This window comes from Streptomyces roseirectus (assembly GCF_014489635.1).
GTDB lineage: Bacteria > Actinomycetota > Actinomycetes > Streptomycetales > Streptomycetaceae > Streptomyces > Streptomyces roseirectus.
This window is the reverse complement of sequence record NZ_CP060828.1, coordinates 6,110,126-6,132,329: the sequence shown is the minus strand read 5'-3', so window position 1 is coordinate 6,132,329 and position 22,204 is coordinate 6,110,126. Positions and strand designations below refer to the sequence as shown.

Genomic DNA, 22,204 nt, shown 5'->3' with positions numbered 1-22,204 from the left:
GCAATCTCGGTACGGCGGGCCGGAAGGGACGGGGGTCCATCCGGCCCGGCACCACCTTCGACCACTTCCACAGGGGGACATCATGCGCACGACCATCGCCCGCCGTCTCGCCCTCACCGGCGCCGCCGGACTGCTCGCCGGCACGGGCGTCCTCGTCCAGGCCGGCCCTGCCTCCGCCGCGACGGGGCGCAGTGACGCCTGCGGCAAGTACGCCTGCGGCAGCGGGACTTTCACCTGGGGCAAGAAGACGCTCAAGGGCGCCATGTCCGTGAAGTTCCCGTGCGGCAAGGGACTTGTCGCCGGACAGATCCGTGTCATCGTCACCGGCACCGACGGGCGCCAGCAGTTCGGCGCGCCGCGCATCGCCGGCAAGAGCAAGTGCGGCAAGTACACCCTGTTCCCCAACCTGTCCTGGAAGCAGAAGGCCGACATCCGGTTCTTCCAGGTCGAGGTGGCCTCCACCAAGGGGCAGGGGCCGAGCGGGTTCCACAGCTACCGGGGCAACGTGGTGGACAACCCGCTGACTTGACGGTTGCTCAGCACAGGATCCAGCCCGACTTGACCTCCCCGCGCCCCACGCGGCCCGCCACGCGCACGCACCGGTGCCCGGCGTGGACCGTGACGGCCGGGGAGGTCCGGGCGTTGACCCACCCCCGTGTCACCGCGGCGTTGCCCCGGGCCTGGACGGTGACGGAGATCTTCTGCCTGCCGCCGGGGCGTTCGGCGAGGGTGACGGCGCAGACGTAGCCGGGGCGCTTGTAGACGACGACCGTGCCGGTGCGGAAGGGGAAGGTGCGGACCTTGCGGCCGTAGCAGGCGGTGGGGGCGGGGCCCTTGCCCGGCTTCTTCCACACCCTCGCCGTGTGGAGCGCGTTGGTGACCGCAGGGGCGACCTCCGTAGCTGCCGGGGCCACCCCCGTAGCCGCCGGTGCCTCATCCGCGACCGCCGGTGTCGCCAGGGCCACGGCTGCGGACGCCGTGAGGGCGACCGTCGCCAGCGCCAGCCGTCGTCGTATCCCGCGTTTCTCCATGGCCCCCACCCGTGTGCCGTCCGCCCGTACCGACATCCCGTACAGATGTACGGACGCACGACATATGTCGCACGGTTGCACGACCGTCACGAGGGCACGCCGAACCGGCCGCGCCCCGTACGCCCTGAGGACCACATCGAGCCCGTACACCGCGAGAGCCACACCCGTACGCCCCCAGGGCTACACCCCCGGCGCCACACCCCGGCGCCCCGACTCCCTCGCGGGTATCAGCTCCCGGGTATCAGGACGGCACGACATCCACCGGCTCCCCCACGAACGTCCGCCACAGCGCGGCGTACCGCCCGCCCCGCGCCAGCAGCTCCTCGTGCGTCCCGTCCTCCGCGACCCGCCCGTCAGCCATGACGACGACCCGGTCGGCGCGGGCGGCGGTGGTCAGCCGGTGGGCAACGACGAGGGTGGTGCGGCGGCCCGCGAGCCGTTCCGTGGCCTGGTTGACCTGCGCTTCCGTCGCCAGGTCGAGGGCCGCCGTCGCCTCGTCGAGGAGCAGGACGTCGGGGTCGACCAGCTCGGCGCGGGCCAGCGCGATCAGCTGGCGCTGGCCCGCCGAGAGGTTGCGCCCGCGCTCGGCGACCTCGTGCAGGTAGCCGTTCTCCAGGGTCGCGATCATCTCGTGCGCCCCGACGGCCCGCGCCGCCGCCTCGACCTCGGCGTCGGTCGCGGCGGGACGGCCGTAGGCGATCGCGTCGCGGACCGTCCCCTGGAAGAGGTACGCCTCCTGGGGTACCACTCCGAGGTGATGGCGGTACGACGTGAGGTCGAGGTCGCGCAGGTCGGTGCCGTCGGCCAGGACCCGCCCCGAGGTCGGGTCGTAGAACCGCGCCACGAGCTTGACCAGGGTCGACTTGCCCGCGCCGGTCTCGCCGACGAACGCGACGGTCTGCCCCGCCGGGATCCTCAACGAGACGCCGCCCAGGGCCTCTTCGTCGTCGGTGTAGGCGAAGTGGACGTCCTCGAAGGTGATGTCGCCGCGCAGCGAGAGGACGTCGAGGGGTTCGTCGGCGGACTTCGTGGACGTCGGTTCCTGGAGCAGTTCCTGGATACGGCCGAGCGAGACGGCCGCCTGCTGGTAGCCGTCGAAGACCTGGGAGAGCTGCTGCACGGGGGCGAAGAACAGCTCGATGTAGAGCAGGTAGGCGACCAGCGCGCCCGTCGTCAGCGTCGCCGCCTCGACCCGGCCCGCGCCCACGATCAGCACGGCGGCGGCAGCGGCGGACGACAGGAACTGCACGAACGGGAAGTAGACCGAGATGAGCCACTGCCCGTGCACCCGGGCCTCGCGGTAGGCGGTGCTGCCGGCCGCGAACCGGACCATGCCGTCGCGCTCGCGCCCGAACGCCTGGACGATCCTGAGGCCCGCCACCGTCTCCTGGAGGTCGGCGTTCACGGTGGAGATCCGCTCCCGGGCCAGCTCGTAGGCGCGTACGCTCGCCCGCCTGAAGTAGTACGTGGCTACCACCAACGGGGGAAGGGTCACGAAGACGACGAGCGCGAGCTGCACGTCGATGACGACGAGGGCGACCATGATCCCGAAGAAGGTGACGACGGAGACGAACGCGGTGACGAGTCCGGTCTGCAGGAACGTCGACAGCGCGTCCACGTCCGTCGTCATCCGGGTCATGATCCGGCCGGTCAACTCCCGTTCGTAGTAGTCGAGTCCGAGCCGCTGGAGCTGGGCGAAGATCTTCAACCGCAGGGTGTAGAGGACGCGTTCACCGGTCCGCCCGGTGGTGCGCGTCTCGCCGATCTGCGCCGCCCACTGCACGAGGACGGCGAGCAGGGCGAGCAGCGACGCCGCCCACACGGCGCCGAGCGCGGCCTCGGAGACGCCGCTGTCGATGCCGTGCCGGATGAGGACCGGCAGCAGCAGGCCGACGCCCGCGTCGACGGCGACGAGGCCGAGGCTGATGAGCAGCGGCGTGCGGAAGCCGCGCAGCAGCCGGCGCAGCCCGTACGACTCCTCCGGGGTGACGGCGCGCGCCTCGTCGATGCCGGGGGTGTCGGTCGCCGGGGGCAACGCCTCGACCTGGGCGAGGAGTTCGGGCGTCGAGGGGGTGCCGGCGAGGGCGGTGTCGCGGGTGGCGCGGGGAGCGGCCCACAGGCGGGGCGTGATGCCGCGTTCGGCGTCGAACTCGGCGTCCAGTTCGTCGCGGACGGTCGTGTCCTCGGCGGGTCCGGCCGGGCGGGCGTGGCCGGGGCTGACGCCGCCGAGGCCGTCCGGGTCGGTCAACAGGCGCCGGTAGAGTGGGGATCGGCGTTCCAGCTCGTCGTGCGTGCCGAGGTCGGCGAGGCGTCCGGCGTCCAGCACGGCGATGCGGTCGGCCAGGTTGAGGGTCGAGCGGCGGTGGGCGATCAGCAGGGTCGTCCGGCCGCGCATGACCTCCTTCAGCGCCTCGTGGATCTCGTGCTCGACGCGGGCGTCGACGGCGGACGTCGCGTCGTCGAGGACCAGGAGCCGGGGGTCGGTGAGGATCGCGCGGGCGAGGGCGACGCGCTGGCGCTGGCCGCCGGAGAGGGTGAGGCCGTGCTCGCCGACCTTCGTGTCATACCCCTGGGGTAGCTCGGCGATGAATCGGTCGGCCTGTGCGGCGCGAGCGGCGGCCTCGATCTCGGCGTCGGTGGCGTCGGGGCGGCCGTAGGCGATGTTGTACCGGACGGTCTCGGAGAAGAGGAAGGAGTCCTCGGGTACTAGTCCTATGGCATTGCGCAGGGAGTCGTAGGTCAGCTCGCGGACGTCGTGGCCGCCGATCAGGACGGCGCCCCGGGTGACGTCGTAGAAGCGCGGCAGGAGCTGCGCGAGGGTGGACTTCCCGGAGCCGGAGGCGCCGACGACGGCCAGGGTTTCGCCGGGGCGGATCTCGAAGCTGAGGCCGTCGAGGACGGGGCGGTCGTCGGTGTAGCCGAAGGTGACGTCGTCGAACTCGACGGTCGCCGGTGCGTCGGCGGGCAGTTGCTTGGTGCCCTCGCGCGACACGGGCTCGGTGTCGATGAGTTCGAGGACGCGCTCGGTGCCGGCGCGGGCCTGCTGGCCGACGGTGAGGACCATCGCCAGCATCTTGACGGGGCCCACGAGTTGGGCGAGGTAGGTGGAGAACGCGACGAACGTGCCGAGGGTGATGTGGCCGCGTACGGCGAGCCAGCCGCCGAGCGCCAGCATGGCGACCTGGCCGAGCGCGGGGACGGCCTGGAGGGCGGGCGTGTAGAGCGAGTTGAGCCGGATCGTGCGCAGCCGCCCGGCGAACAGCCGCCGCCCGACCTCGCGCAGCTTGCCGGTCTCCTGCTCCTCCTGCCCGAACCCCTTGACGACGCGGACACCGCTGACGGCGCCGTCGACGACCCCGGCGACGGCGGCGGCCTGCGCCTGCGCGTACCAGGTCGCGGGGTGGAGGCGGGTGCGGCTGAGCCGGGCGATCCAGATCAGCGCGGGGCCGACGGCGAGGGCGACCAGGGTGAGCGGGAGGGACAGCCACGCCATGACGACGAGGGAGACCACGAACAGGGCGATGTTGCCGATCGTCATCGGCAGCATGAACAGCAGACCCTGGATGAGCTGGAGGTCGCTGGTCGCGCGGCCGACGACCTGGCCGGTGGACAGCTCGTCCTGGCGGCGGCCGTCGAGCCGGGTGATCGTCCCGTACATCTCGGTGCGCAGGTCGTGCTGGACGTCGAGGGCGAGGCGGCCCCCGTAGTACCTGCGTATGTACGTCATCACGTACACCAGGAGAGCCGCCCCGAGGAGGGCGCCCGCCCAGGGGGCCATGGAGCGGGAATGATCACCGATGACGTCGTCGATGATCACCTTCGTGATCAGCGGGACGAGCGCCATCACCGCCATACCCACGAGGGACGAGCCGAGAGCCAGGACCGTGTCCTTCGGATACCGCCAGGCGTACCCCGCCAGCCGTCGTGCCCATCCCCGTTGCGCTGCCACGCGGTGCCCTCCTGCAGAAACCGTTGCTGTCCCGGAAGGCACCAACGCGGAGGGAACCGGATTTCATCCCTCCGCAACAATTCCGGCGGTGATCTCCGCCTCCTTCACGGTTTCCTCGGCTCCCGCCGGTCCCGTAGTACTCAGGTAGGTCAGCGCGTCCTCACCCGCAGGAAGTAGAACCGGGTCGTCTGGACGGCGTTCTGGTTGTCGTCGCTGACCAGCGTCACCCGGAAGGTCCCCGGCCGGCCGGGGGCCCGGCCGGTGACGGCCATGCCCTCGATGTTGTCGAGCAGCGGGTTCGGCTGGGGCTGCTTCGCGGTCGCCCCGAGGCTCGGGCAGTCGACGATGTCCGCGAGCAGCGTCTTGCGGACGAGCCTCACCCCGGCCTGCCCGGTGAGGTGCTCGACGTCCCGCGTGTCGCTCGCGCGGCGCGGATCGGCGAGGTAGAGGCGGACCGTGTTGCCGACGCCGGCGGTGAACCCCCGTTCCAGGACCAGGAGCCGGCCGTCGGGGAGGGCCTGGACCTCGGGCACGCCGAGCCCGGCGTCCGCGCGGTAGGCGTACTGCGCGCCGAGCGTGAACGCGGCCCCGTGCCGCTTCCAGGTCTGCAACCGGACGGTCCCGGCGGCGTCGCCGCTGAGCGCGTACTCCATGGACGCCAGCAGCGCCCGTCCGCCGTCCGCCCAACTCAGGCCCTCGAACGTGCCGTTGACGACGGCCCGGCCGGCCGGCGCGACCTGGAGCGGGGCGGGCACGGGGAGCCGGCCGAGGAGCCGGCCGTCCCGGTCGTAGCGGCGCACCGACGGCTCGGTCTCGGAGGTGACCAGCCGTGTGCCGTCGCGGTCGATCACCAGGCCCTCGGCGTCGAGGGCCGCGCCCTTCTCGTCGGCGAGCTGAACGACCTTGCGGGGCTCAAGAGTTCGCCGGTCCAGGGAGAACAGGGCCGAGCGGTCGGAGAGGGCGGCGAGGGTGCCGTCCGGATCGGGGGCGAGGGCGGAGAGGTTGCCGGTGAAGGTCCCGTCGTACGACGTCTTGTCGAGGGAGTCGGAGAAGCCGTCGAGGGTCACGGCGGGCGAACAGGCGTGGCCGCCAGGCGAGTTGGCGGAGGCTGCGGCCGGGCCCGCGGCGGTCAGCGTGGTGGCCGCCGCCAGGCCGGCGGTGAGGGTCGCGAGTACGGTTCTCAGGCGCATGGAGGCACGGTAGGGCGAACGGGTGTCGTCCGGTGGAACACCACGCCAAGCTGGTGGAACACCACGCCAAGACAGCCCGCCTCAGGACGCCTTGAGGTCGGCGTGGATCACCTTGGCCACGCCCTGGATCGTCGCGATCCCGTAGTTCATGGTGCTGTTGCCGTGGGTGAGCACGGTGATCGTGTAGTCGTGCCCGCCGCCCGTGAAGGTGCCGACGCTGTGCACGCGCCAGCCGTAGGTCGCCCGCTGGAGCCAGCCGTTCTTCACGCGGACGGCGACACCGGCCGGAGCCCCGTAGGGAGTTCCCCAGCGCTGCGCCGAAACCACCTTGCTCATCAGGCCGTTGGCGTAGGAGCGGGAGCCGTCGGTGAGGACGGTGTTCTTCGCGTGCAGCAGTTTGAGGAGCTTCTGCTCGTCCGTGACCGTGATCTGGGTGAGGCCCCAGTAGCCGTTCGCGCCCGGCTTCGTCTGGGTCATCCCGGCGGCCTTGAGGAAGTTCTTCACCTTGGTGACGCCGAGCTGCTTCCACAGGGTGCTGGTGGAGGCGTTGTCCGACTTGGTGATCATCGCGGTCGCGAGGGACTTCTCGCGGGCGGTGAGGGAGCGCTTCGCCTTCTGCGCGTCCCACAGGAGGGTCGACAGGACGGTCACCTTGACCACGCTCGCCGAGTCGAAGGCGGAGGAGGCGCGCAGGGTGCAGTTCGTGTTGGTCGTACGGTCGTAGAGCCCGACGGCGACCGTGCCCTTGCGGGAGGCGACGGCGGCGGTGATGTCCTTCTTGAGTTTGGTCGCGAGGGCCGCCTTGGACGACGTACAGCTCACCGCGGGTGCGGCGGCCGAGGCCGGGACGGCGGCGGTTATGAGGAGGCCGGTGCCGAGGGCGGCGACCGCGACCGCTCGGGTACGTCTGGAAGTCGTGTGAGTCATACCCGATGTGACTCATACGTTCGAGGTAAGGGTTGCACGGGTCGCTGTCACCGTTGCGCAACGGTTGCGCAGCTCGCCACCACCCCCGCGGGCTCGCCACCACCCCCGCCCATTCACAGGTGAGGGCCAGCTTCGGCACAGGTGCCGCCAACGCGGCCTTCGCACCATGCTGGGGTGACCTCTGCCACCGATCCCCACCCCCACACGACCTCACCGGCCCACACGACCTCACCGGACGGGCCGGCCGTCTCCTCGGACCGGCCGCCACCCGAGCCGACGGACGCCGCCGCAGCGGAGAAGGCGCCGCGCTGGTCGCTGCCCGCGCTGCTCGCGATCCTGGCCCTGGCGGCGGTCCTCTACTCCTGGAACCTCTCCGGGTCGGGCCTCAACAGCTTCTACAGCGCGGCCGTGCAGAGCGGCACCGAGAGCTGGAAGGCGTGGTTCTTCGGCTCGCTCGACGCCGGGAACTTCCTCACCGTCGACAAACCGCCGTTCGCGCTGATGGTGATGGGCCTGTCGTGCCGCGTGTTCGGCTTCGGCACCTGGCAGATGATGCTGCCGATGGTCCTGGTCGCGCTGGGCACGATCTGGATCCTGCACGCGTCCGTGCAGCGGGTGTGGGGGCACGCGGCGGCGGCCGTCGCCGCGCTGGTCCTCGCGCTGACCCCGATCACCGTCGCCATCAACCGCGACAACAACCCCGACACGCTGCTGGTGTTCCTGATGGCGGGCGGCGCGGCGCTCGCGCTGCGGGCCGTCCACAGCGGCAGGCTGCTGCCGCTGCTGGGTTCGGCGGCGTGCTTCGGGCTCGCCTTCAACACCAAGATGCTCCAGGGCTACATCGCGCTGCCGGCCGTCTTCGCGGTCTACCTCTACGCGGCGCGGCCGAAGCTGGTGCGGCGGATCGTCAACCTGGCTCTCGCGGGTGTCGTACTCGCGGTCTCCTCGTTCTGGTGGGCGGCGGCCGTATCCCTAGTACCCGCGGGGGACCGCCCCTACATCGGAGGTTCGACGGACGGCACCGCCTGGAACCTGATCATGGGCTACAACGGCCTGGGCCGGGTCTTCGGCGGCGACGGCAACATGGGCGGCGGAGGCGGTGGTGGCGGAGGCGGCGGCTTCTCCGGCACCGCGGGCCTCGGCCGGATGTTCAACGACGTCCTCGGCGGGCAGATCTCGTGGCTGCTGCCCTTCGCCGCGATCGCCTTCGCCGGCGCGGTGATCCTGTGCGGGCGCGCCCCGCGCACCGACCTCACCCGGGCCGCCGTCCTCCTGTGGGGCGGCTGGCTGGGCCTGCACTTCCTCACCTTCAGCATGGCCGAGGGCACGATGCACCCGTACTACACGACCGCCATGGCCCCCGGCATCGCGGCGCTGTGCGGCGGCGGTGGCGCGATGCTGCTGCGCGCGTTCCGCACGGACAAGCGGTGGACGTGGGTGCTGCCCGCGGCGCTCGCGGTCACCGGCGTCTGGGCGATCGTGCTGCTGCGGCGGGCGTCCGGCTGGCACACCTGGCTGTGGCCGACGATCGGCGTCCTGATGGCGGCGGCCGTCGTCGGGCTGGTCGTCTTCCGCTCCGGCAACCGGGTACGGCTGCTCGCGGCCTCGGTCGCCGCGGCGGTCGTCGCCTCGGTAGCAGGACCTGCGGCGTACGCGTGGTCGGTACCTTCGGGGTCCACCGGAGGTATGGGGGGTACTAACCCCACGGCGGGACCCACGACCGGCTTCGGCGGTTTCGGCGGTGGTCCCGGCGGTCGCTGGGGCGGCATGGGGGGCCGGCAGGGCGGGTTCCCTGGCGGTCAGAGCGGGCAAGGCGGCCAGGACGGTCAGGGTGGCCGGTCCGGCGAAAACGGCTGGCAGGGTGGCGAGTTCCCGGGCGGCTCCCAGCAGGACGGCGGACAGGCCCCGGGCGGCGAGAACGGCCAACTCCCCGGCGGCACGGGCGAGATGAGCGGCACGCCCTCCGGCGGCGACACCCCCGGCGGTGCCCCCAGCGGCATGGGCGAGATGGACGGCATGCCCACCGGCGCCATGGGCATGGCCGGCGCGAGCACCGAACTGATCGCCTACCTGAAGAAGCACCAGGACGGCGCCAAGTGGCTCCTCGCGGTGTCGAGTTCACAGAGCGCGGCCCAGCTCATCCTCAGCAGCGGCGAACCGGTGATCTCCATGTGGGGCTGGTCCGGCAGCGACAAGGCCATGACCCTCGCCAAGCTGAAGGAGCTGGTCAAGAAGGGCGAGCTGCACTACATCCAGATCGGCGGGGGCGGCATGAGCGGCGGCCCCGGCGGCGGCTCGAATGTCAGCTCCGAGGTCACGGAGTGGGTGCGGAAGAACGCGACGGCGGTGAAGGAGAGCGACTACAGCAAGACGGCGTCCACGTCGTCGTCCACGTCGTCGTCCGCGTCGATCTACCGCCTGGACCCGTCAGACGTGAACTGACCCAGACCGCCTCCACCCCCAACGGCCCCTGAAGTCACCGACTCCAGGGGCCATTTTACCCGCACGTAAGGTCAACTCGCGTAGATCGCCAACGATTTGCCCTTTCTTGACACCGACCGGACACACCGGATTCATTTACATGACCGCATGTCCATGTCACGCTCCCTCTGTTGCCCCCCACTCAACACGCGTAGACAGGACACTCCTTATGCTGGCGACACGCATACGCCGCCGCTGGAAGTCAGTCGCTCTGACGACCACCGCGGTCCTGGTGGGCCTCACCGCACCGGCCATGACGGCGACCCCCGCCGCCGCCACGACCACGGCGTACGACGCGACGTACTACAAGAACGCGGTCGGCAAGACGGGCGCGAGCCTGAAGTCCTCGCTGCACACGATCATCAGCAGCCAGACGAAGATCTCGTACTCCGCCGTCTGGAACGCGCTCAAGGCGACGGACCAGGACCCGAACAACAGCAACAACGTGATCCTGCTCTACAGCGGCCTCTCACGCAGCAAGTCGCTCAACGGCGGCGACGTCGGCGACTGGAACCGCGAGCACGTGTGGGCCAAGTCCCACGGCGACTTCGGCGAGGTGACCGGCCCCGGCACCGACCTGCACCACCTGCGCCCAGCGGACGTCCAGGTCAACAGCATCCGGGGGAACCTGGACTTCGACAACGGCGGCAGCTCCGTGACCAACGGCGGTGGCAGCAAGGTCGATTCGGACTCCTTCGAGCCGCGCGACGCGGACAAGGGCGACGTCGCCCGCATGATCCTCTACATGGCCGTGCGCTACGACGGCGGCGACGGCTTCGCGGACCTGGAGCCCAACGAGCGGGTCAACAACGGCAGCAACCCGTACATCGGCAAGCTCTCCGTCCTCAAGGCGTGGAACGAGCAGGACCCGCCGAGCGCCTTCGAGGAGCGCCGCAACCAGGTCATCTACGACACGTACCAGCACAACCGCAACCCCTTCATCGACCACCCGGAGTGGGTCGAGGCGATCTGGTAGCACCGGCTGAGCCGTATCGGGCCCTTCCCCAATTCGGGGGAGGGCCCTCGGTGTTGACGGCCCCTGCCAGTCCGCGCCGGCCAACTCCCCCACCACAGCCCGGACACAACGGACGGCACCTCTGCACAAGGACCCGGAAACCCCCCGACTCCCCTTTATGACAAGGGAGTTGGCCTTCCCGCGCTGGGCAACGGATCATGGGCGGACCGACCGAGTGGAGGGAAAGGACGACGGTGAGTTACGCCCTGGAGATGAGTGCGGGGGACATGCGGCAGGTGGCCCGGCTGCTGACGGCGGTGGAGCGGACGCCGGAACAGGAGCTGCACCTCGGCAGGGTGCGCGAGCAGTGCAAGGCCCTGGACGTCCGGCTGCAGAGCCAGGGCGCCGGGCTCGACGTGCCGGTGATCCGCGCGCTGGAGGAGCTGATCGAGGGGGCGCCGTCCAGGAACATGTGCCCGGCGTACGCGCACGCCTTCCACGAGGTCGTCGCGTCGTGCTTCTCCGACGTCACCGATCTCGGCAGCTGGCGGCGCATGTCGTGGTTCCAGACGGTCTCCAACGACCTTGCCCGGCACGGCGTTCCGGCCCCGCTGCTGCCCGAGACGTTCCTCTTCTCGGGCCCGCCGCTGCCCCTCCCCCACCCCGGCGACGTCCACCCGCAGATCGGCACCCTCTCCATCCACCGCGCCGCCGAGGCCGCGACCGCGTACACCGCCGTCCTCGACCGCGTCCATCCCGACTGCCAGGACACGGTCCGCCGCTTCACCGAGGCGTTCCGCTTCGAGGTGGACGAGTGGCGGGCCAACTCGACGGCGGACACGCTGTTCTTCTGGTTCGACTGACGGCTCGACCGGCGGCTCGACTGGCTAGGCTCGCCCCATGATCGCCGACCTCCAGTGCGTCGTCCTGGACTGCCCCGACCCCGCCGGACTCGCCGCCTTCTACCACGCGTTGCTCGGCGGCGAGGTCAACCGCCCCGACCCGCGCTGGGCGTTGGACGAGGACTGGGCCACGCTGCACGCCCCGTCCGGTCTGGTCCTGTGCTTCCAGAAGGTCGCCGACCACCGCCCGCCCACCTGGCCGGACCCGGAGCGCCCCCAGCAGTTCCATCTCGACTTCGGCGTACGGGACTTGGACGAGGCCGGCACCCAACTCCTCGCGCTGGGCGCCGAACTCCTCGACTCCGGCCCCTCGGAGCGGAGTTGGCGGGTGTTCGCGGACCCGGCGGGGCATCCCCTGTGCCTGGTCCGCGAACCCGCCCGCTGACTCACTCCCCGGCGGCCACCGCCTCCACCACCGACAGCACCGTGTCCGTCGGCAGCACCCGCGCCAGCTTCAGCCCCGCGGCCTCGAACAGCGCCGCGAAGTCCCCGGCCGTGCGCTCCCGTCCGCCGAGGGAAGCCATCATCATGAGGTCGATGGTCTTGGACTGGTGAGGCGCGTTGCCGGGCGGGACGACGGCGTCGAGGACGAGGACCCGCCCGCCGGGGCGCAGGGCGCGGCGGCAGTGCGTGAGCAGCGTGACGCACCTGTCGTCGTCCCAGTCGTGCGTGATGCGCTTCATCATGATGACGTCGCCGTCGGGCACGTGGGTGAAGAAGTCGCCGTCCGCCAGGGCCCAGCGCCCGGCGATCTCCTCGGCGCCGGCCAGCCGGTGGCCCGCGAGGACGTGGGCCTGGTCGTACAACACGCCGTCCAGGGACGGGTTCTGGCGCAGCACCTCCAGCAGGAGCCCGCCGTGCCCGCCGCCGACGTCGACGACCGTGCCGGTGTCCGGGAAGTCGTACGCGCCGGCGATGACGGCGTTCTCGGGGTCGGTCATCGCGGCCATGCCGACGTGGAAGACGGCGGCCGTCCGCTCGTCCTGCGCGAAGTAGTCGAAGAACGGCATCCCGAACATGCTGTCGAACACGGGGAGTTGACCGGTGAGACAGCGGGCCAGCTCGCCGGCGGGCTGCCACATGCTCCGGTCGGTGATCATGAGGACGGCCGTCCGGACGGACCCCGGCACGTCACCGCGCAGCGCCTGCCCGGCGTCGGTCAGCGTGAACGCCCCGCGCGTGTCCTCCTCGACGATGCCCCGCGTCGCGAGGAGCCGCAGCACGCGGTAGAGGCCGCGCTCGTCCACGCCTGTGGCGACGGCGAGTTGGGCCGGTGCGAGGGGACCCCCGGCGAGGTGATCGGCCACTTTGACCTCGGCCGCCGCGCGCAGCGCCGCGGACTGGAGGAACGCCATCGCCTCGTCGACGAGGAACGCCCCGGAACGGCGCAACCGCTCCCCCTCCGCGCCACCTGCCGTACCGACCTCGCCCCGCACCATGCCGTCCTCCTCGCCTCAGAACCGAAAGTAGCCCCTCAGGCACCCAGAGTGTCAGGTGAGGGCGGTGAAACGGAACACCCGAAAGAGCCAACCTCGCCCTCCCCGGTGAGCTGTCAGGGTGTGGCGTCAACGGCCGCTACAGGTGCGTCGGCGCGAACATCCGCAGCACCGCCGGCAGCACGACCACCGAAGGGCCGGTCCGGGCAAGGGAGTTGGCCAGGTCCTCGGTGAGGGCTTCCGGCGAGGTCCGCACCGCGGGCACCCCGAAGGACTCGGCGAGGGCCACGAAGTCGGGGCGGGCCAGCTCGGTGCCGGACGCCTCGCCGAACGCGTCGGTCATGTACTCCCGCAGGATGCCGTACCCGCCGTCGTCGACGATGAGCCAGGTCACGTCGTACCCGTACTGCCGGGCCGTGGCCAGCTCGGCGATCGAGTAGAGCGCGCCGCCGTCCCCGGAGACGGCGAGCACGGGCCGCGTCGGGTCGGCCGCCGCCGCGCCGAGCGCCGCGGGGAACGCGTACCCGAGCCCGCCGGCGCCCTGGGCGGAGTGCATGAGGCCGGGGGCGCCCGCGTCGAACCCGGCCCACGCCCAGTACGCGAGGATCGTCATGTCCCAGAACGACGCGGCCCGTTTGGGAAGCGCCCGCCGGACGGACGCCAACACGCCCTGTTCCAGGTCGAGTCGCTGGCCCGCCAGCCGCTCGCCCACCTTCGCCAGCAGCTCCCGTACCCGCTCCGGCGCCCGGGGGTCGTCGCGGTCCTCGACCGTCTCCAGGAGCGCCTGCACCGCGAGCCGCGCGTCCGCGTGGATGCCGAGCGCCGGGTGGTTGGACTCCAACTTGCCGAGGTCCGCCTCGACCTGGATGACCCGGCCGCGCGGCCTGAACGTGTGGTAGTTGGACGACAGTTCACCGAGTCCGGAGCCGACGACGAGCAACACGTCGGCGTCTTCGAGGAGTTCGGTGGTGTGCCGGTCCTCCATCCACGACTGGAGCGACAGCGGGTGGTGCCAGGGGAACGCGCCCTTCCCGCCGTACGTCGTCACCACGGGCGCGGACAGCCGCTCGGCCAGTTTCCGCAGCTTGCCGGAGGCGTCCGAGCGGACCACCCCGCCGCCCGCGACGATCGCCGGGCGTTCGGCGCGGGACAGCAACTCGGCGGCGACGGCGGTGAGTTCGGGCCGGGGCGCCAGCTCTTCGGGGGTCGCGTCGACGCCGGTCACGACGGGGAGCGCGGCCGGGGCGAGCAGGACGTCCTGCGGGATCTCCACCCACACCGGGCCGTGCGGCGCGGACAGTGCCGACCGCCAGGCGTCCGCGATCGCCGAGGGGATCTGCGACTGGGTGCGGGCGGTGTGGACGGACTTCACGACGCCCCTGAACGAGGCTGCCTGGTCCGGGAGTTCGTGCAGGTAGCCGTGGCGGCCGCCGCCGAGACCGGCGCGCGGCACCTGGCTGGCGATCGCCAGCACGGGCGCCGAGGCCGCTGCCGCCTCCTGGAGCGCGGCGAGCGACGTCAGCGCGCCGGGCCCGGTCGACAGCAGCAGCGGCGCGGCCTCGCCCGTGACCCGCCCGTACGCGTCGGCCGCGAACCCCGCGTTGTTCTCCACCCTGAGACCGACATACCTGAGAGGGGAGCGGCGCAGCGCGTCGAACATGCCGAGCGCGTGCTGGCCGGGCAGTCCGAAGACGGTCGTCGCGCCGAGCCCGGCCAGCGTCTCCACGACCAGGTCCCCGCCGATCCGCCCGGCGGGAGGGTTCAGCGCGGCCGCCGTCTGGGCCGCCGTCGGACGGAGGACGAGGTCATGGTCGTGAGTCACTGTGCGCGGGCCTCGGCAATCTGGCGGGACATGAGGGTGACCAGCTCGTACGCCGTGTGGGAGGCGGCGACGGAGGTGATCTCGGCGTGGTCGTAAGCCGGAGCAACCTCTACCACATCGGCGGAAACGAGGTTGCACCCGGACAGCCCGCGCAGAATCTCCAGTAGCTCCCTGGACGTCATACCTCCGGCCTCAGGGGTACCCGTACCCGGCGCGTGCGCGGGGTCGAGGCAGTCGATGTCGATCGAGACGTAGAGCGGCCGGTTCCCGACCCGCTGCCTCAGCTGGTCGGCGACCTCGTCGACGCCGCGCCGCATGACGTCGGCGGAGGTGACGATCCCGAAGCCCATCTTCTCGTCGTCGGTCAGGTCCTGCTTGCCGTACAGCGGGCCCCGGGTGCCGACGTGCGAGAGCGCCGAGGTGTCGAGGATGCCCTCCTCGACCGCGCGGCGGAACGGGGTGCCGTGCGTGTACTCGGCCCCGAAGTACGTGTCCCAGGTGTCGAGATGGGCGTCGAAGTGCAGCAGCGCGACCGGCCCGTGCTGCTTGGCGACGGCCCGCAGCAGCGGCAGGGCGATGGTGTGGTCGCCGCCCAGCGTCATCAACCGGGCCCCGCCGTACAGGAGTTGGTCGGCGGCGGCCTCGATCGTCTCGACGGCCTCGTTGATGTCGAACGGGTTGACGGCGATGTCCCCGCCGTCCGCGACCTGCGCGAGCGCGAACGGCGAGGCGTCCTGGGCCGGGTTGTAGGGGCGCAGCAGCCGCGACGCCTCGCGGATCGCGTTGCCCCCGAACCGCGCCCCCGGCCGGTAGGAGACGCCGGAGTCGAACGGCACGCCCACGACGGCGACATCGGCCTTCCCGCCGACCTCGTCGAGCCTCGGCAGCCGGGCGAACGTCGCGGGCCCGGCGTAGCGGGGGATCCGCGAGGAGTCGACGGGGCCGCGCGGCGTCTCGTGGTCAACCATGGTCACGTTCCTTCTCTCTCACGCCTGTTGGGCGCTTTCCGAATGTCTCCTACGGCGAGGTCGTCGCCGTACGGAGCTGATGTTCCGTCAGTTCTGGCGCGTGTCCGGCCAGTCGCTCGCGCCAGGCGGCGAGGACGGCCGCGTCGGTCGGCGGGGTCGCGAGGGAGACCGCGACGTAGGCGGCGAGGGAGGCCGACAGACCGTAGTAGACGGGCTCGTTGGCGAGGATGCCGTACGCCGCCATCAGCGCGATCACCGAGCCGCCGCCGACCACGACGGAGGCCAGCGCGCCGTGGACCGTGCCCCGCTTCCACAGCAGGCCGCCCAGGATGGGGACCAGGAGACCGCCGACGAGCAGGTTGTAGGCGACGGTCAGCGCCTCCACCACGTTGTTCAGCGCGACGGCCGTGCCGATCACGGCGATGCCCATGACCAGGATGAACAGCCGGTTGTCGCGGACCTCGTCACCGCTCTCGGCACCGGCGTTCCCGCCCCGCCCGCCCCGCAGCCGCGCCCAGATGTCGTTGTTCGCCACCGTCGCACACGCGATGAGCGCGCCGGACGACGTCGACATCACCGCCGCGAGCGCCGCCGCCAGCACCAACCCCCTGACACCGACAGGGAGTTCGTCCTTCACGATCGTCGCGAAGGCGTCGTCCGCCGACGTCAGGCTCGGATAGAGCACTTTGGCCGCCGTACCGATGACGGCGCCCGCGAGGGCGTACGCGAGGCAGTACGAACCCGCCACCGTGCCGCCCCACTTGGCGGTGCGGTCGCTGCGGGCGGTGAACACCCGCTGCCAGATGTCCTGGCCGATCAGCATGCCGAAGGTGTAGATCAGCACGTACGTGAAGATCGTCTCGCCGCCGATACCCAGCGGGTCGAAGTACGACGTCGGCAACTCGTCGCGCATGGCGCCGAATCCGCCCGCCTTGACGACCGCGATCGGCAGCAGCAGAAGCAGCACGCCGACCGTCTTGACGACGAACTGCACCATGTCCGTCAGGGTGATCGACCACATCCCCCCGAGGGTGGAGTACGCGACGACGATCGAGCCGCCGAGGACGATCGCGAGGGTGCGGTCCATGTCGAACAGGACGTCGAAGATGGTGGCGTACGCGATGGTCGAGGTCACCGCCAGCATCAGGGTGTACGCCCACATGACCACTCCGGAGACGATCCCGGCCCTGCCACCCCCGTACCTGAGGTCGAGCATCTCGGAGACGGTGTAGACCCTGAGGCGGGCGATGCGGGCGGAGAAGAAGACACTCAGGGCGAGCAGGCCGAGGCCGATCGTGAACACCATCCACGCGCCGGAGAGGCCGTACTGATACCCGAGACCTACCCCGCCGATGGTGGACGCGCCGCCCAGGACGATCGCCGCCATCGTCCCCGAGTACATCGCGGGGCCGAGCCTGCGGCCCGCGACCAGGAACTCGCTCTTGGACCGGGCGCGGCGCATGCCCCACCAGCCCATGGCCAGCATCCCGGCCAGGTAGACGACGATCACGGTGTAGTCGACGGCCATGGAATCCCTCACTCTGGCTGCGCGCCCGGGGGCGCTCCTCGTCGCCGTGCGGGTGACGGACTCCGAGATTAGGTGGCCGGAAAGCGACTGCGAAGTGTACGTTTCCCACACCCTCGCGGTACGGGATGGAGGAAACGCACATGCATAACGCGCCGTCGGCCCCCACCGTCCCGCCCACTCCTCCCGTCCCGCTCGCCGCGCTCCTCGCCCGCGACGACCTCGCCCTGCGCCAGATCGCCGGGCCCGCCGACCCGGCCGTCGTCCTGTACGGCGCCCTCACCTCCGAGATGGCCGACCCCTACCCGTACCTCCTGGGGGGCGAGCTGCTGCTCACGGCCGGCGTGCACATCCCGGAGGCGGCGGGGGCGGGGACCTACTTCGACGACTACGTCTCCCGGGTCGTCGAGGCGGGCGGCGTGGCTCTCGGGTTCGGGGTCGCCCCCGTCCACGACACCGTGCCCCGGGCTCTGGTCGCCGCCTGCGAGTCGTACGGGTTGCCCCTGATCGAGGTCCCGGAGGGGACGACGTTCGCGGCGGTGGCCCGCGCGGTTTGGCAGCTCATGGAACGGGCCCGTACCTCGGAGCTGCGCCGGGTGACGGAGGCCCAGCAGAGCCTCGCGGCAGCGGCGTCCCGCCCCGACCCGGTCCCGGCGGTCCTGCGGCAACTGGCCCAGCGGACGGGGGGACGGGCGGTGCTGTTCGGGCCGGACGGGGGGACAGTGGCAGCGGCGGGAACACCGGGCGCGGCCTCCCTCGCCGGTACCGACGAGGCCCTTGCCGCGCTGGCCCGCCTCGTCACGACCCGCACCTCCGCGACGGCCACCGACACGGACCCCGCCACGGGGTTGCACCTCTCGGCTTACGCCTTGGGTACTACGGGTAGCACGGGCCGCGCGGGCGGGGGCGCCGCGAGTACTACGGGTACTACGGGACGCCTCGGCGAGGGCACCGCAGGTACTACGGGTACTACGGGCCCCGCGACCACCCCCCGCCGCCCCTTCGCCCTCACCCTCGCCTCCCCCCACCGCACCCCCGCCGACCACACCATCACCTCCGTCGCCGCCGTCCTCCTCACCCTCCTCACCGACGAGCGCCAGAGCACCCCGGAGACGACCCGTACGACCTCCCTCGTCCGGCTGCTGCTGGGCGCGCGCCCGGAGCAGGTCGCCCCGCTGCTCGGCGCCGAGCGCTGGATCGTCGTCCACGCCCGCCGGACGACCCGCACCCCGGCGGACCCCGTACACCCCGTACACCCCGAGAGCCACCCCCTCCCCTACGACCCGGACCCCGCCCCCGGCGCCGGCACCGGCCTCACCCCCACCGCCCTCGGCGCGGCTCTCGGCACCCCCCTCGTGGACATCGCCGACGCCGCCGGCGATGTCGTCCGCCTCCTCCTCCCGGCCGACGAGGACCCGTACCCCGCCCCGCCGCCCCAGCCGGGCTGGGCCCTGGGGGCGAGCGCCCCCGTCACCCCCGCCGACTGGCCCGCCGCCGACGCGCAGGCGGCGCGAGCCCTCGCGCGGGCGCTGGCGACGCGCGTCCCCGTCGTCCGGCACACCGCCCGCACCACGCTCACCGCGCTGATCTCCCCGCAGGACGCGGCGGCGCACGCGCGGGCGCTGCTCGCGCCGGTCGCCGAGACCCCGGCGCTCACCGAGACGTTGCGCACCTGGCTGTCCCTGCACGGGAGTTGGGACCGGACGGCGGTGGCGCTGGGCGTGCACCGCAACACCGTGCGCCAACGGATCGCGCGCTGCGCGGGGTTGCTGGGGACGGACCTGGACGATCCCGACGTTCGGATGGAGTTGTGGTTCGCGCTCAGGGAGCACCTCAGGGAGCACGCGGACCGGGCGGAGTGATCGTCGACGTGACCCATGTCCCAGCGGACGCAACCATGCGGACGTGCGCGAGCGTCTGCACCAGAATGGGGGTATGCCGATACCCCGGATCCCCACCCGCAGCGAACTGGTCGAGCACCTGGTGAAGACCCGCATCGCCGGCCAGGTGGCCACGCCGCGCGAGAACAACCTCGCTCACTACCGCCAACTCGCCAACGGCGTCCGGAACTTCTGGCTCGGGCTCGAACTGGGTGACCGGTGGGCGGACGAACAGGACGTGCTGGCCGTGATGGCGGAGCGGGTCGGGGTGAACGACGATCCGGAGTACCGCTACGGGCAGGACACGATCGACCCCGAGCTGACGGTCGACGCGCTGGACCGGATGGCGGCGCGGCTGCGCAAGGCGGCGGACGGCCACCAGCGGGTGCTGTTCGCGACGGGTCACCCGGGCGGCCTGCTCGACGTGCACCGCACGGTCGCGGGGGCGCTGCGGACGGCCGGCTGCGACATCGTCGTCATCCCCGACGGGCTCCAGACGGAGGAGGGGTACGTCATGCAGTTCGCGGACGTCGCGGTCCTCGAACACGGGGCGACGCTCTGGCACACGCACTCCGGCGAGCCCATGCGGCAGATCCTCACCGCCCTCGAACGCACCGCCCGCGACCTGCCGGACCTCGTCGTCGCCGACCACGGCTGGGCCGGTTACGCCGCCCAGCACGGCGTCGACTCCGTCGGCTACGCCGACTGCAACGACCCCGCCCTGTTCCTCGCGGAGTCGGAGGGCACCCTCCAAGTGGCGGTCCCCCTGGACGACCACGTCGTCAGCCCCAGGTACTACGACCCGATGGTGGCGTACCTGCTGGCGGAGGCGGGGCTGAGATGACCCGTAGTACCCGTAGTACCTGCGGCGCCCCGCTCCCCGGCACCGCCAACCCGTAGTACCTCTACACCTCCCGAGGGACCCTGACCACGCCCTCCTGGATCACCGAGATCGCCAGCTCCCCCTCCCGCGTGTAGATCCGCGCCTGCCCGAGCCCCCTCCCCCCGTGCGCCGACGGCGACTCCTGGTCGTACAGGAGCCATTCGTCGGCCCGGAAGGGCCGGTGGAACCACATCGCGTGGTCCAGGGACGCCCCGACGACGTCCCCCACGGCCCACCCTCCGCGCCCGTGGGCGAGCAGGACGGAGTCGAGGAGGGTCATGTCGGACACGTAGGTCGCGAGTACGACGTGGAGCAGCGGGTCGTCCGCGAGCTTGCCGTTGGTGCGGAACCAGACCTGGGAGTGCGGCTCACGCGGCTCGCCGAACTTGCCGTACGGGGGCTCGTCGACGTACCGGAGGTCGATCGCCTCTCGGGATTCGAGGAAGCGCTCGACGACCTCGGGAGCGAGATGGCCGTACCCGCGCAGCCGTTCGTGGCTGGTCGGCAGGGTCTCCGGGTCGGGCGCGGGCGGCATCGGGGTCTGGTGGTCGAGCCCGTCCTCGGCCAGCTGGAAGGACGCGGAGAGCGCGAAGATCGGCCGTCCGTGCTGGACGGCGACCGCGCGGCGGGTGGTGAAGGAGCGGCCGTCCCGCAGGCGCTCGACCGTGTAGACGATGGGCGCGCCGGGGTCGCCGGGGCGCAGGAAGTAGGCGTGCAGGGAGTGTGCGAGCCGGTCCGCCGGCACCGTGCGCCCCGCGGCGACCAGCGCCTGCGCCGCGACCTGCCCGCCGAACACGCGCGGGACGACGGCGGAGCGGGACTGGCCGCGGAAGATGTTCTCCTCGATCTGCTCCAGGTCGAGCAGATCGAGGAGATCCTGGAGTGCGTGGGTCATCGGCCCCTGCTTCTGGTGACTCGTCGGTGCGGGGGCCGTGCGGCCGGCTGCCTACAGGCCCATGTTCTTGGCGATGATCGTCTTCATGATCTCGCTGGTGCCGCCGTAGATGCGGTTGACGCGGTTGTCCGCGTACAGGCGCGCGATGGGGTACTCGTTCATGAAGCCGTAGCCGCCGTGCAGCTGGAGGCAGCGGTCGATGACGCGGTGCGCGACCTCGGTGGTGAAGAGCTTCGCGGAGGCGGCCTCGGCGGGGGTCAGCTCGCCCGCGTCGAGGGCTTCCGTGGCGCGGTCGACGACGGCCTCGGCGGCGTCCACCTCGGCCTGGCAGGCGGCGAGTTCGAACTTGGTGTTCTGGAAGGCGGCGACGGGCTGGCCGAAGACGGTGCGCTCCTTGACGTACTGGGTGGCGAACCGGATCGCGGCCTTGGCCTGCGCATACGCGCCGTAGGCGATGCCCCAGCGCTCGGAGGCGAGGTTGTGGCCGAGGTAGTAGAAGCCCTTGTTCTCCTCGCCCAGCAGGTCCTCGACGGGGACCTTGACGTCGACGAAGGCCAGCTCGGCGGTGTCGGAGGTCTTCAAGCCGAGCTTGTCGAGCTTGCGGCCGACGGAGTAGCCCTCCGCCTTGGTGTCGACGACGAACAGGGAGATGCCGTGCCGGCGGTCCTCGGCGGTCGGCGCGGAGGTGCGGGCGCAGACGATCATGCGGTCGGCGTGGACGCCGCCGGTGATGAAGGTCTTGGCGCCGTTGAGGACGTAGTGCGTGCCGTCCTCGGAGAGCTTGGCGGTGGTCTTCATGCCCGCGAGGTCGGAGCCGGTGCCCGGCTCGGTCATCGCGATGGCCCACATCTCCTCGCCGGAGACGAACTTGGGGAGGTAGCGCTTCTTCTGCTCGTCGGTGGCGAGGAGCTTCACGTACGGCAGGCCGAGCAGCGTGTGCACGCCGGAGCCGCCGAACGTCACGCCCGCGCGCGCGGTCTCCTCGTAGATGATCGCCTCGAACTTGTACGAGTCGATGCCCGCGCCGCCGTACTCCTCGGCGACCTGGATCCCGAAGACGCCCAGCTCGGCGAGCTTGTAGTAGAACTCGCGCGGCGCCTGCCCCGCGGCGAACCACTCGTCGTACACCGGCACGACCTCGGCCTCGATGAACGCCCGAAGGGTCTCCCGGAACGCCTCGTGATCCTCGTTGAACACCGTACGGCGCACGCCGCCACCTCCCGCTACCTGTCTAAGCGCTTGCTCATATCAGAGCGTACCGGCGAGTAGCCAGGAGCGCCAGAGACGCACGTCACTCCAGAGCAGCACGACGGCCCACCCGGCGCACCCCATGCCCCGCCTCACGCCCCGCCTCACGCCC

Annotated in this window: 17 protein-coding genes; 7 read left to right on the top strand and 10 right to left on the bottom strand. The window is 71.6% G+C overall.

The window, feature by feature from the left end; genetic code table 11:
• Positions 1 to 82: 82 nt before the first annotated feature.
• Positions 83 to 529, top strand: coding sequence for a hypothetical protein (locus IAG44_RS26165; RefSeq protein ID WP_187749519.1), 447 nt, complete (start codon positions 83 to 85; stop codon positions 527 to 529).
• Positions 530 to 536: 7 nt separating this feature from the next.
• Here the strand turns inward: IAG44_RS26165 and IAG44_RS26160 are convergent, their stop codons facing one another.
• The 4 genes from IAG44_RS26160 to IAG44_RS26145 form a co-directional block, all read right to left on the bottom strand.
• On the bottom strand, positions 537 to 1,067 hold the full coding sequence (locus tag IAG44_RS26160; RefSeq protein WP_246562094.1) for a hypothetical protein: 531 nt from the start codon (positions 1,065 to 1,067) through the stop codon (positions 537 to 539).
• Between the two features lie 205 nt (positions 1,068 to 1,272).
• Positions 1,273 to 4,980 (bottom strand): ABC transporter ATP-binding protein, encoded by a 3,708-nt coding sequence (locus tag IAG44_RS26155; RefSeq protein ID WP_187749518.1) that lies wholly within the window; start codon positions 4,978 to 4,980, stop codon positions 1,273 to 1,275.
• Positions 4,981 to 5,129: 149 nt separating this feature from the next.
• Positions 5,130 to 6,170, bottom strand: coding sequence for an esterase-like activity of phytase family protein (locus tag IAG44_RS26150; protein WP_187749517.1), 1,041 nt, complete (start codon positions 6,168 to 6,170; stop codon positions 5,130 to 5,132).
• Positions 6,171 to 6,251: 81 nt separating this feature from the next.
• Positions 6,252 to 7,097, bottom strand: coding sequence for a serine hydrolase (locus IAG44_RS26145; protein ID WP_187749516.1), 846 nt, complete (start codon positions 7,095 to 7,097; stop codon positions 6,252 to 6,254).
• A gap of 174 nt (positions 7,098 to 7,271) precedes the next feature.
• Between IAG44_RS26145 and IAG44_RS26140 the strand changes: the two genes are divergently transcribed.
• From IAG44_RS26140 to IAG44_RS26125, 4 genes are all read left to right on the top strand, one after another.
• Positions 7,272 to 9,539 carry a mannosyltransferase YkcB-related protein gene (locus IAG44_RS26140; protein ID WP_187749515.1) on the top strand — a complete coding sequence of 756 codons (2,268 nt, stop codon included), beginning with the start codon at positions 7,272 to 7,274 and terminating at the stop codon, positions 9,537 to 9,539.
• Between the two features lie 208 nt (positions 9,540 to 9,747).
• Positions 9,748 to 10,554 (top strand): endonuclease I family protein, encoded by an 807-nt coding sequence (locus IAG44_RS26135; RefSeq protein WP_187749514.1) that lies wholly within the window; start codon positions 9,748 to 9,750, stop codon positions 10,552 to 10,554.
• A gap of 233 nt (positions 10,555 to 10,787) precedes the next feature.
• Positions 10,788 to 11,396, top strand: a complete 609-nt coding sequence (locus IAG44_RS26130) for a DUF7691 family protein (RefSeq protein ID WP_187749513.1) — start codon at positions 10,788 to 10,790, stop codon at positions 11,394 to 11,396.
• A gap of 37 nt (positions 11,397 to 11,433) precedes the next feature.
• Entirely contained in the window at positions 11,434 to 11,820 is a 387-nt protein-coding gene (locus IAG44_RS26125; RefSeq protein ID WP_187749512.1) for a VOC family protein, read from the top strand.
• Between the two features lies 1 nt (position 11,821).
• On the opposite strand, the gene IAG44_RS26120 is transcribed toward IAG44_RS26125, so the two are convergent.
• The 4 genes from IAG44_RS26120 to IAG44_RS26105 form a co-directional block, all read right to left on the bottom strand.
• Positions 11,822 to 12,874: a methyltransferase gene (locus tag IAG44_RS26120; protein WP_187749511.1), complete on the bottom strand. Its 1,053-nt coding sequence runs from the start codon at positions 12,872 to 12,874 to the stop codon at positions 11,822 to 11,824.
• 136 nt (positions 12,875 to 13,010) lie between these two features.
• The gene (locus IAG44_RS26115; protein WP_187749510.1) at positions 13,011 to 14,693 is read right to left on the bottom strand and encodes a thiamine pyrophosphate-binding protein; all 1,683 of its coding nucleotides are present in this window, start codon (positions 14,691 to 14,693) and stop codon (positions 13,011 to 13,013) included.
• On the bottom strand, positions 14,690 to 15,661 hold the full coding sequence (gene speB, locus IAG44_RS26110) for an agmatinase (RefSeq protein WP_187749509.1): 972 nt from the start codon (positions 15,659 to 15,661) through the stop codon (positions 14,690 to 14,692). Before speB ends, IAG44_RS26115 begins: the two co-directional genes overlap by 4 nt.
• A 49-nt stretch (positions 15,662 to 15,710) precedes the next feature.
• A complete protein-coding gene (locus tag IAG44_RS26105) occupies positions 15,711 to 17,189 on the bottom strand; it encodes a sodium:solute symporter family protein (protein WP_187749508.1) in 1,479 nt (492 codons plus the stop codon).
• Between the two features lie 140 nt (positions 17,190 to 17,329).
• Here IAG44_RS26105 and IAG44_RS26100 point away from each other — a divergent pair, with 140 nt between their 5' ends.
• Together IAG44_RS26100 and IAG44_RS26095 are read left to right on the top strand one after the other, a co-directional pair.
• Positions 17,330 to 19,048 (top strand): PucR family transcriptional regulator, encoded by a 1,719-nt coding sequence (locus tag IAG44_RS26100; protein WP_187749507.1) that lies wholly within the window; start codon positions 17,330 to 17,332, stop codon positions 19,046 to 19,048.
• 73 nt (positions 19,049 to 19,121) lie between these two features.
• Complete coding sequence (locus tag IAG44_RS26095) at positions 19,122 to 19,910, top strand: phosphatase (RefSeq protein WP_187749506.1); 789 nt, start codon at positions 19,122 to 19,124, stop codon at positions 19,908 to 19,910.
• Positions 19,911 to 19,971: 61 nt separating this feature from the next.
• On the opposite strand, the gene IAG44_RS26090 is transcribed toward IAG44_RS26095, so the two are convergent.
• On the bottom strand, positions 19,972 to 20,844 hold the full coding sequence (locus IAG44_RS26090) for an acyl-CoA thioesterase (RefSeq protein WP_187749505.1): 873 nt from the start codon (positions 20,842 to 20,844) through the stop codon (positions 19,972 to 19,974).
• A 51-nt stretch (positions 20,845 to 20,895) separates the two neighbouring features.
• Positions 20,896 to 22,053, bottom strand: a complete 1,158-nt coding sequence (locus tag IAG44_RS26085; RefSeq protein WP_187749504.1) for an acyl-CoA dehydrogenase family protein — start codon at positions 22,051 to 22,053, stop codon at positions 20,896 to 20,898.
• Between the last annotated feature and the right edge of the window lie 151 nt (positions 22,054 to 22,204).

Excerpts from the sequence above, each read along its gene's own strand:
- IAG44_RS26165 (WP_187749519.1), top strand. The coding sequence starts at position 83 with ATGCGCACGACCATCGCCCGCCGTCTCGCCCTCACCGGCGCCGCCGGA.
- IAG44_RS26100 (WP_187749507.1), top strand. The coding sequence starts at position 17,330 with ATGCATAACGCGCCGTCGGCCCCCACCGTCCCGCCCACTCCTCCCGTC.
- speB (WP_187749509.1), bottom strand. The coding sequence starts at position 15,661 with ATGGTTGACCACGAGACGCCGCGCGGCCCCGTCGACTCCTCGCGGATC.
- IAG44_RS26125 (WP_187749512.1), top strand. The coding sequence starts at position 11,434 with ATGATCGCCGACCTCCAGTGCGTCGTCCTGGACTGCCCCGACCCCGCC.
- IAG44_RS26160 (WP_246562094.1), bottom strand. The coding sequence starts at position 1,067 with ATGTCGGTACGGGCGGACGGCACACGGGTGGGGGCCATGGAGAAACGC.
- IAG44_RS26150 (WP_187749517.1), bottom strand. The coding sequence starts at position 6,170 with ATGCGCCTGAGAACCGTACTCGCGACCCTCACCGCCGGCCTGGCGGCG.
- IAG44_RS26120 (WP_187749511.1), bottom strand. The coding sequence starts at position 12,874 with ATGGTGCGGGGCGAGGTCGGTACGGCAGGTGGCGCGGAGGGGGAGCGG.
- IAG44_RS26095 (WP_187749506.1), top strand. The coding sequence starts at position 19,122 with ATGCCGATACCCCGGATCCCCACCCGCAGCGAACTGGTCGAGCACCTG.
- IAG44_RS26135 (WP_187749514.1), top strand. The coding sequence starts at position 9,748 with ATGCTGGCGACACGCATACGCCGCCGCTGGAAGTCAGTCGCTCTGACG.
- IAG44_RS26145 (WP_187749516.1), bottom strand. The coding sequence starts at position 7,097 with ATGACTCACACGACTTCCAGACGTACCCGAGCGGTCGCGGTCGCCGCC.
- IAG44_RS26105 (WP_187749508.1), bottom strand. The coding sequence starts at position 17,189 with ATGGCCGTCGACTACACCGTGATCGTCGTCTACCTGGCCGGGATGCTG.
- IAG44_RS26090 (WP_187749505.1), bottom strand. The coding sequence starts at position 20,844 with ATGACCCACGCACTCCAGGATCTCCTCGATCTGCTCGACCTGGAGCAG.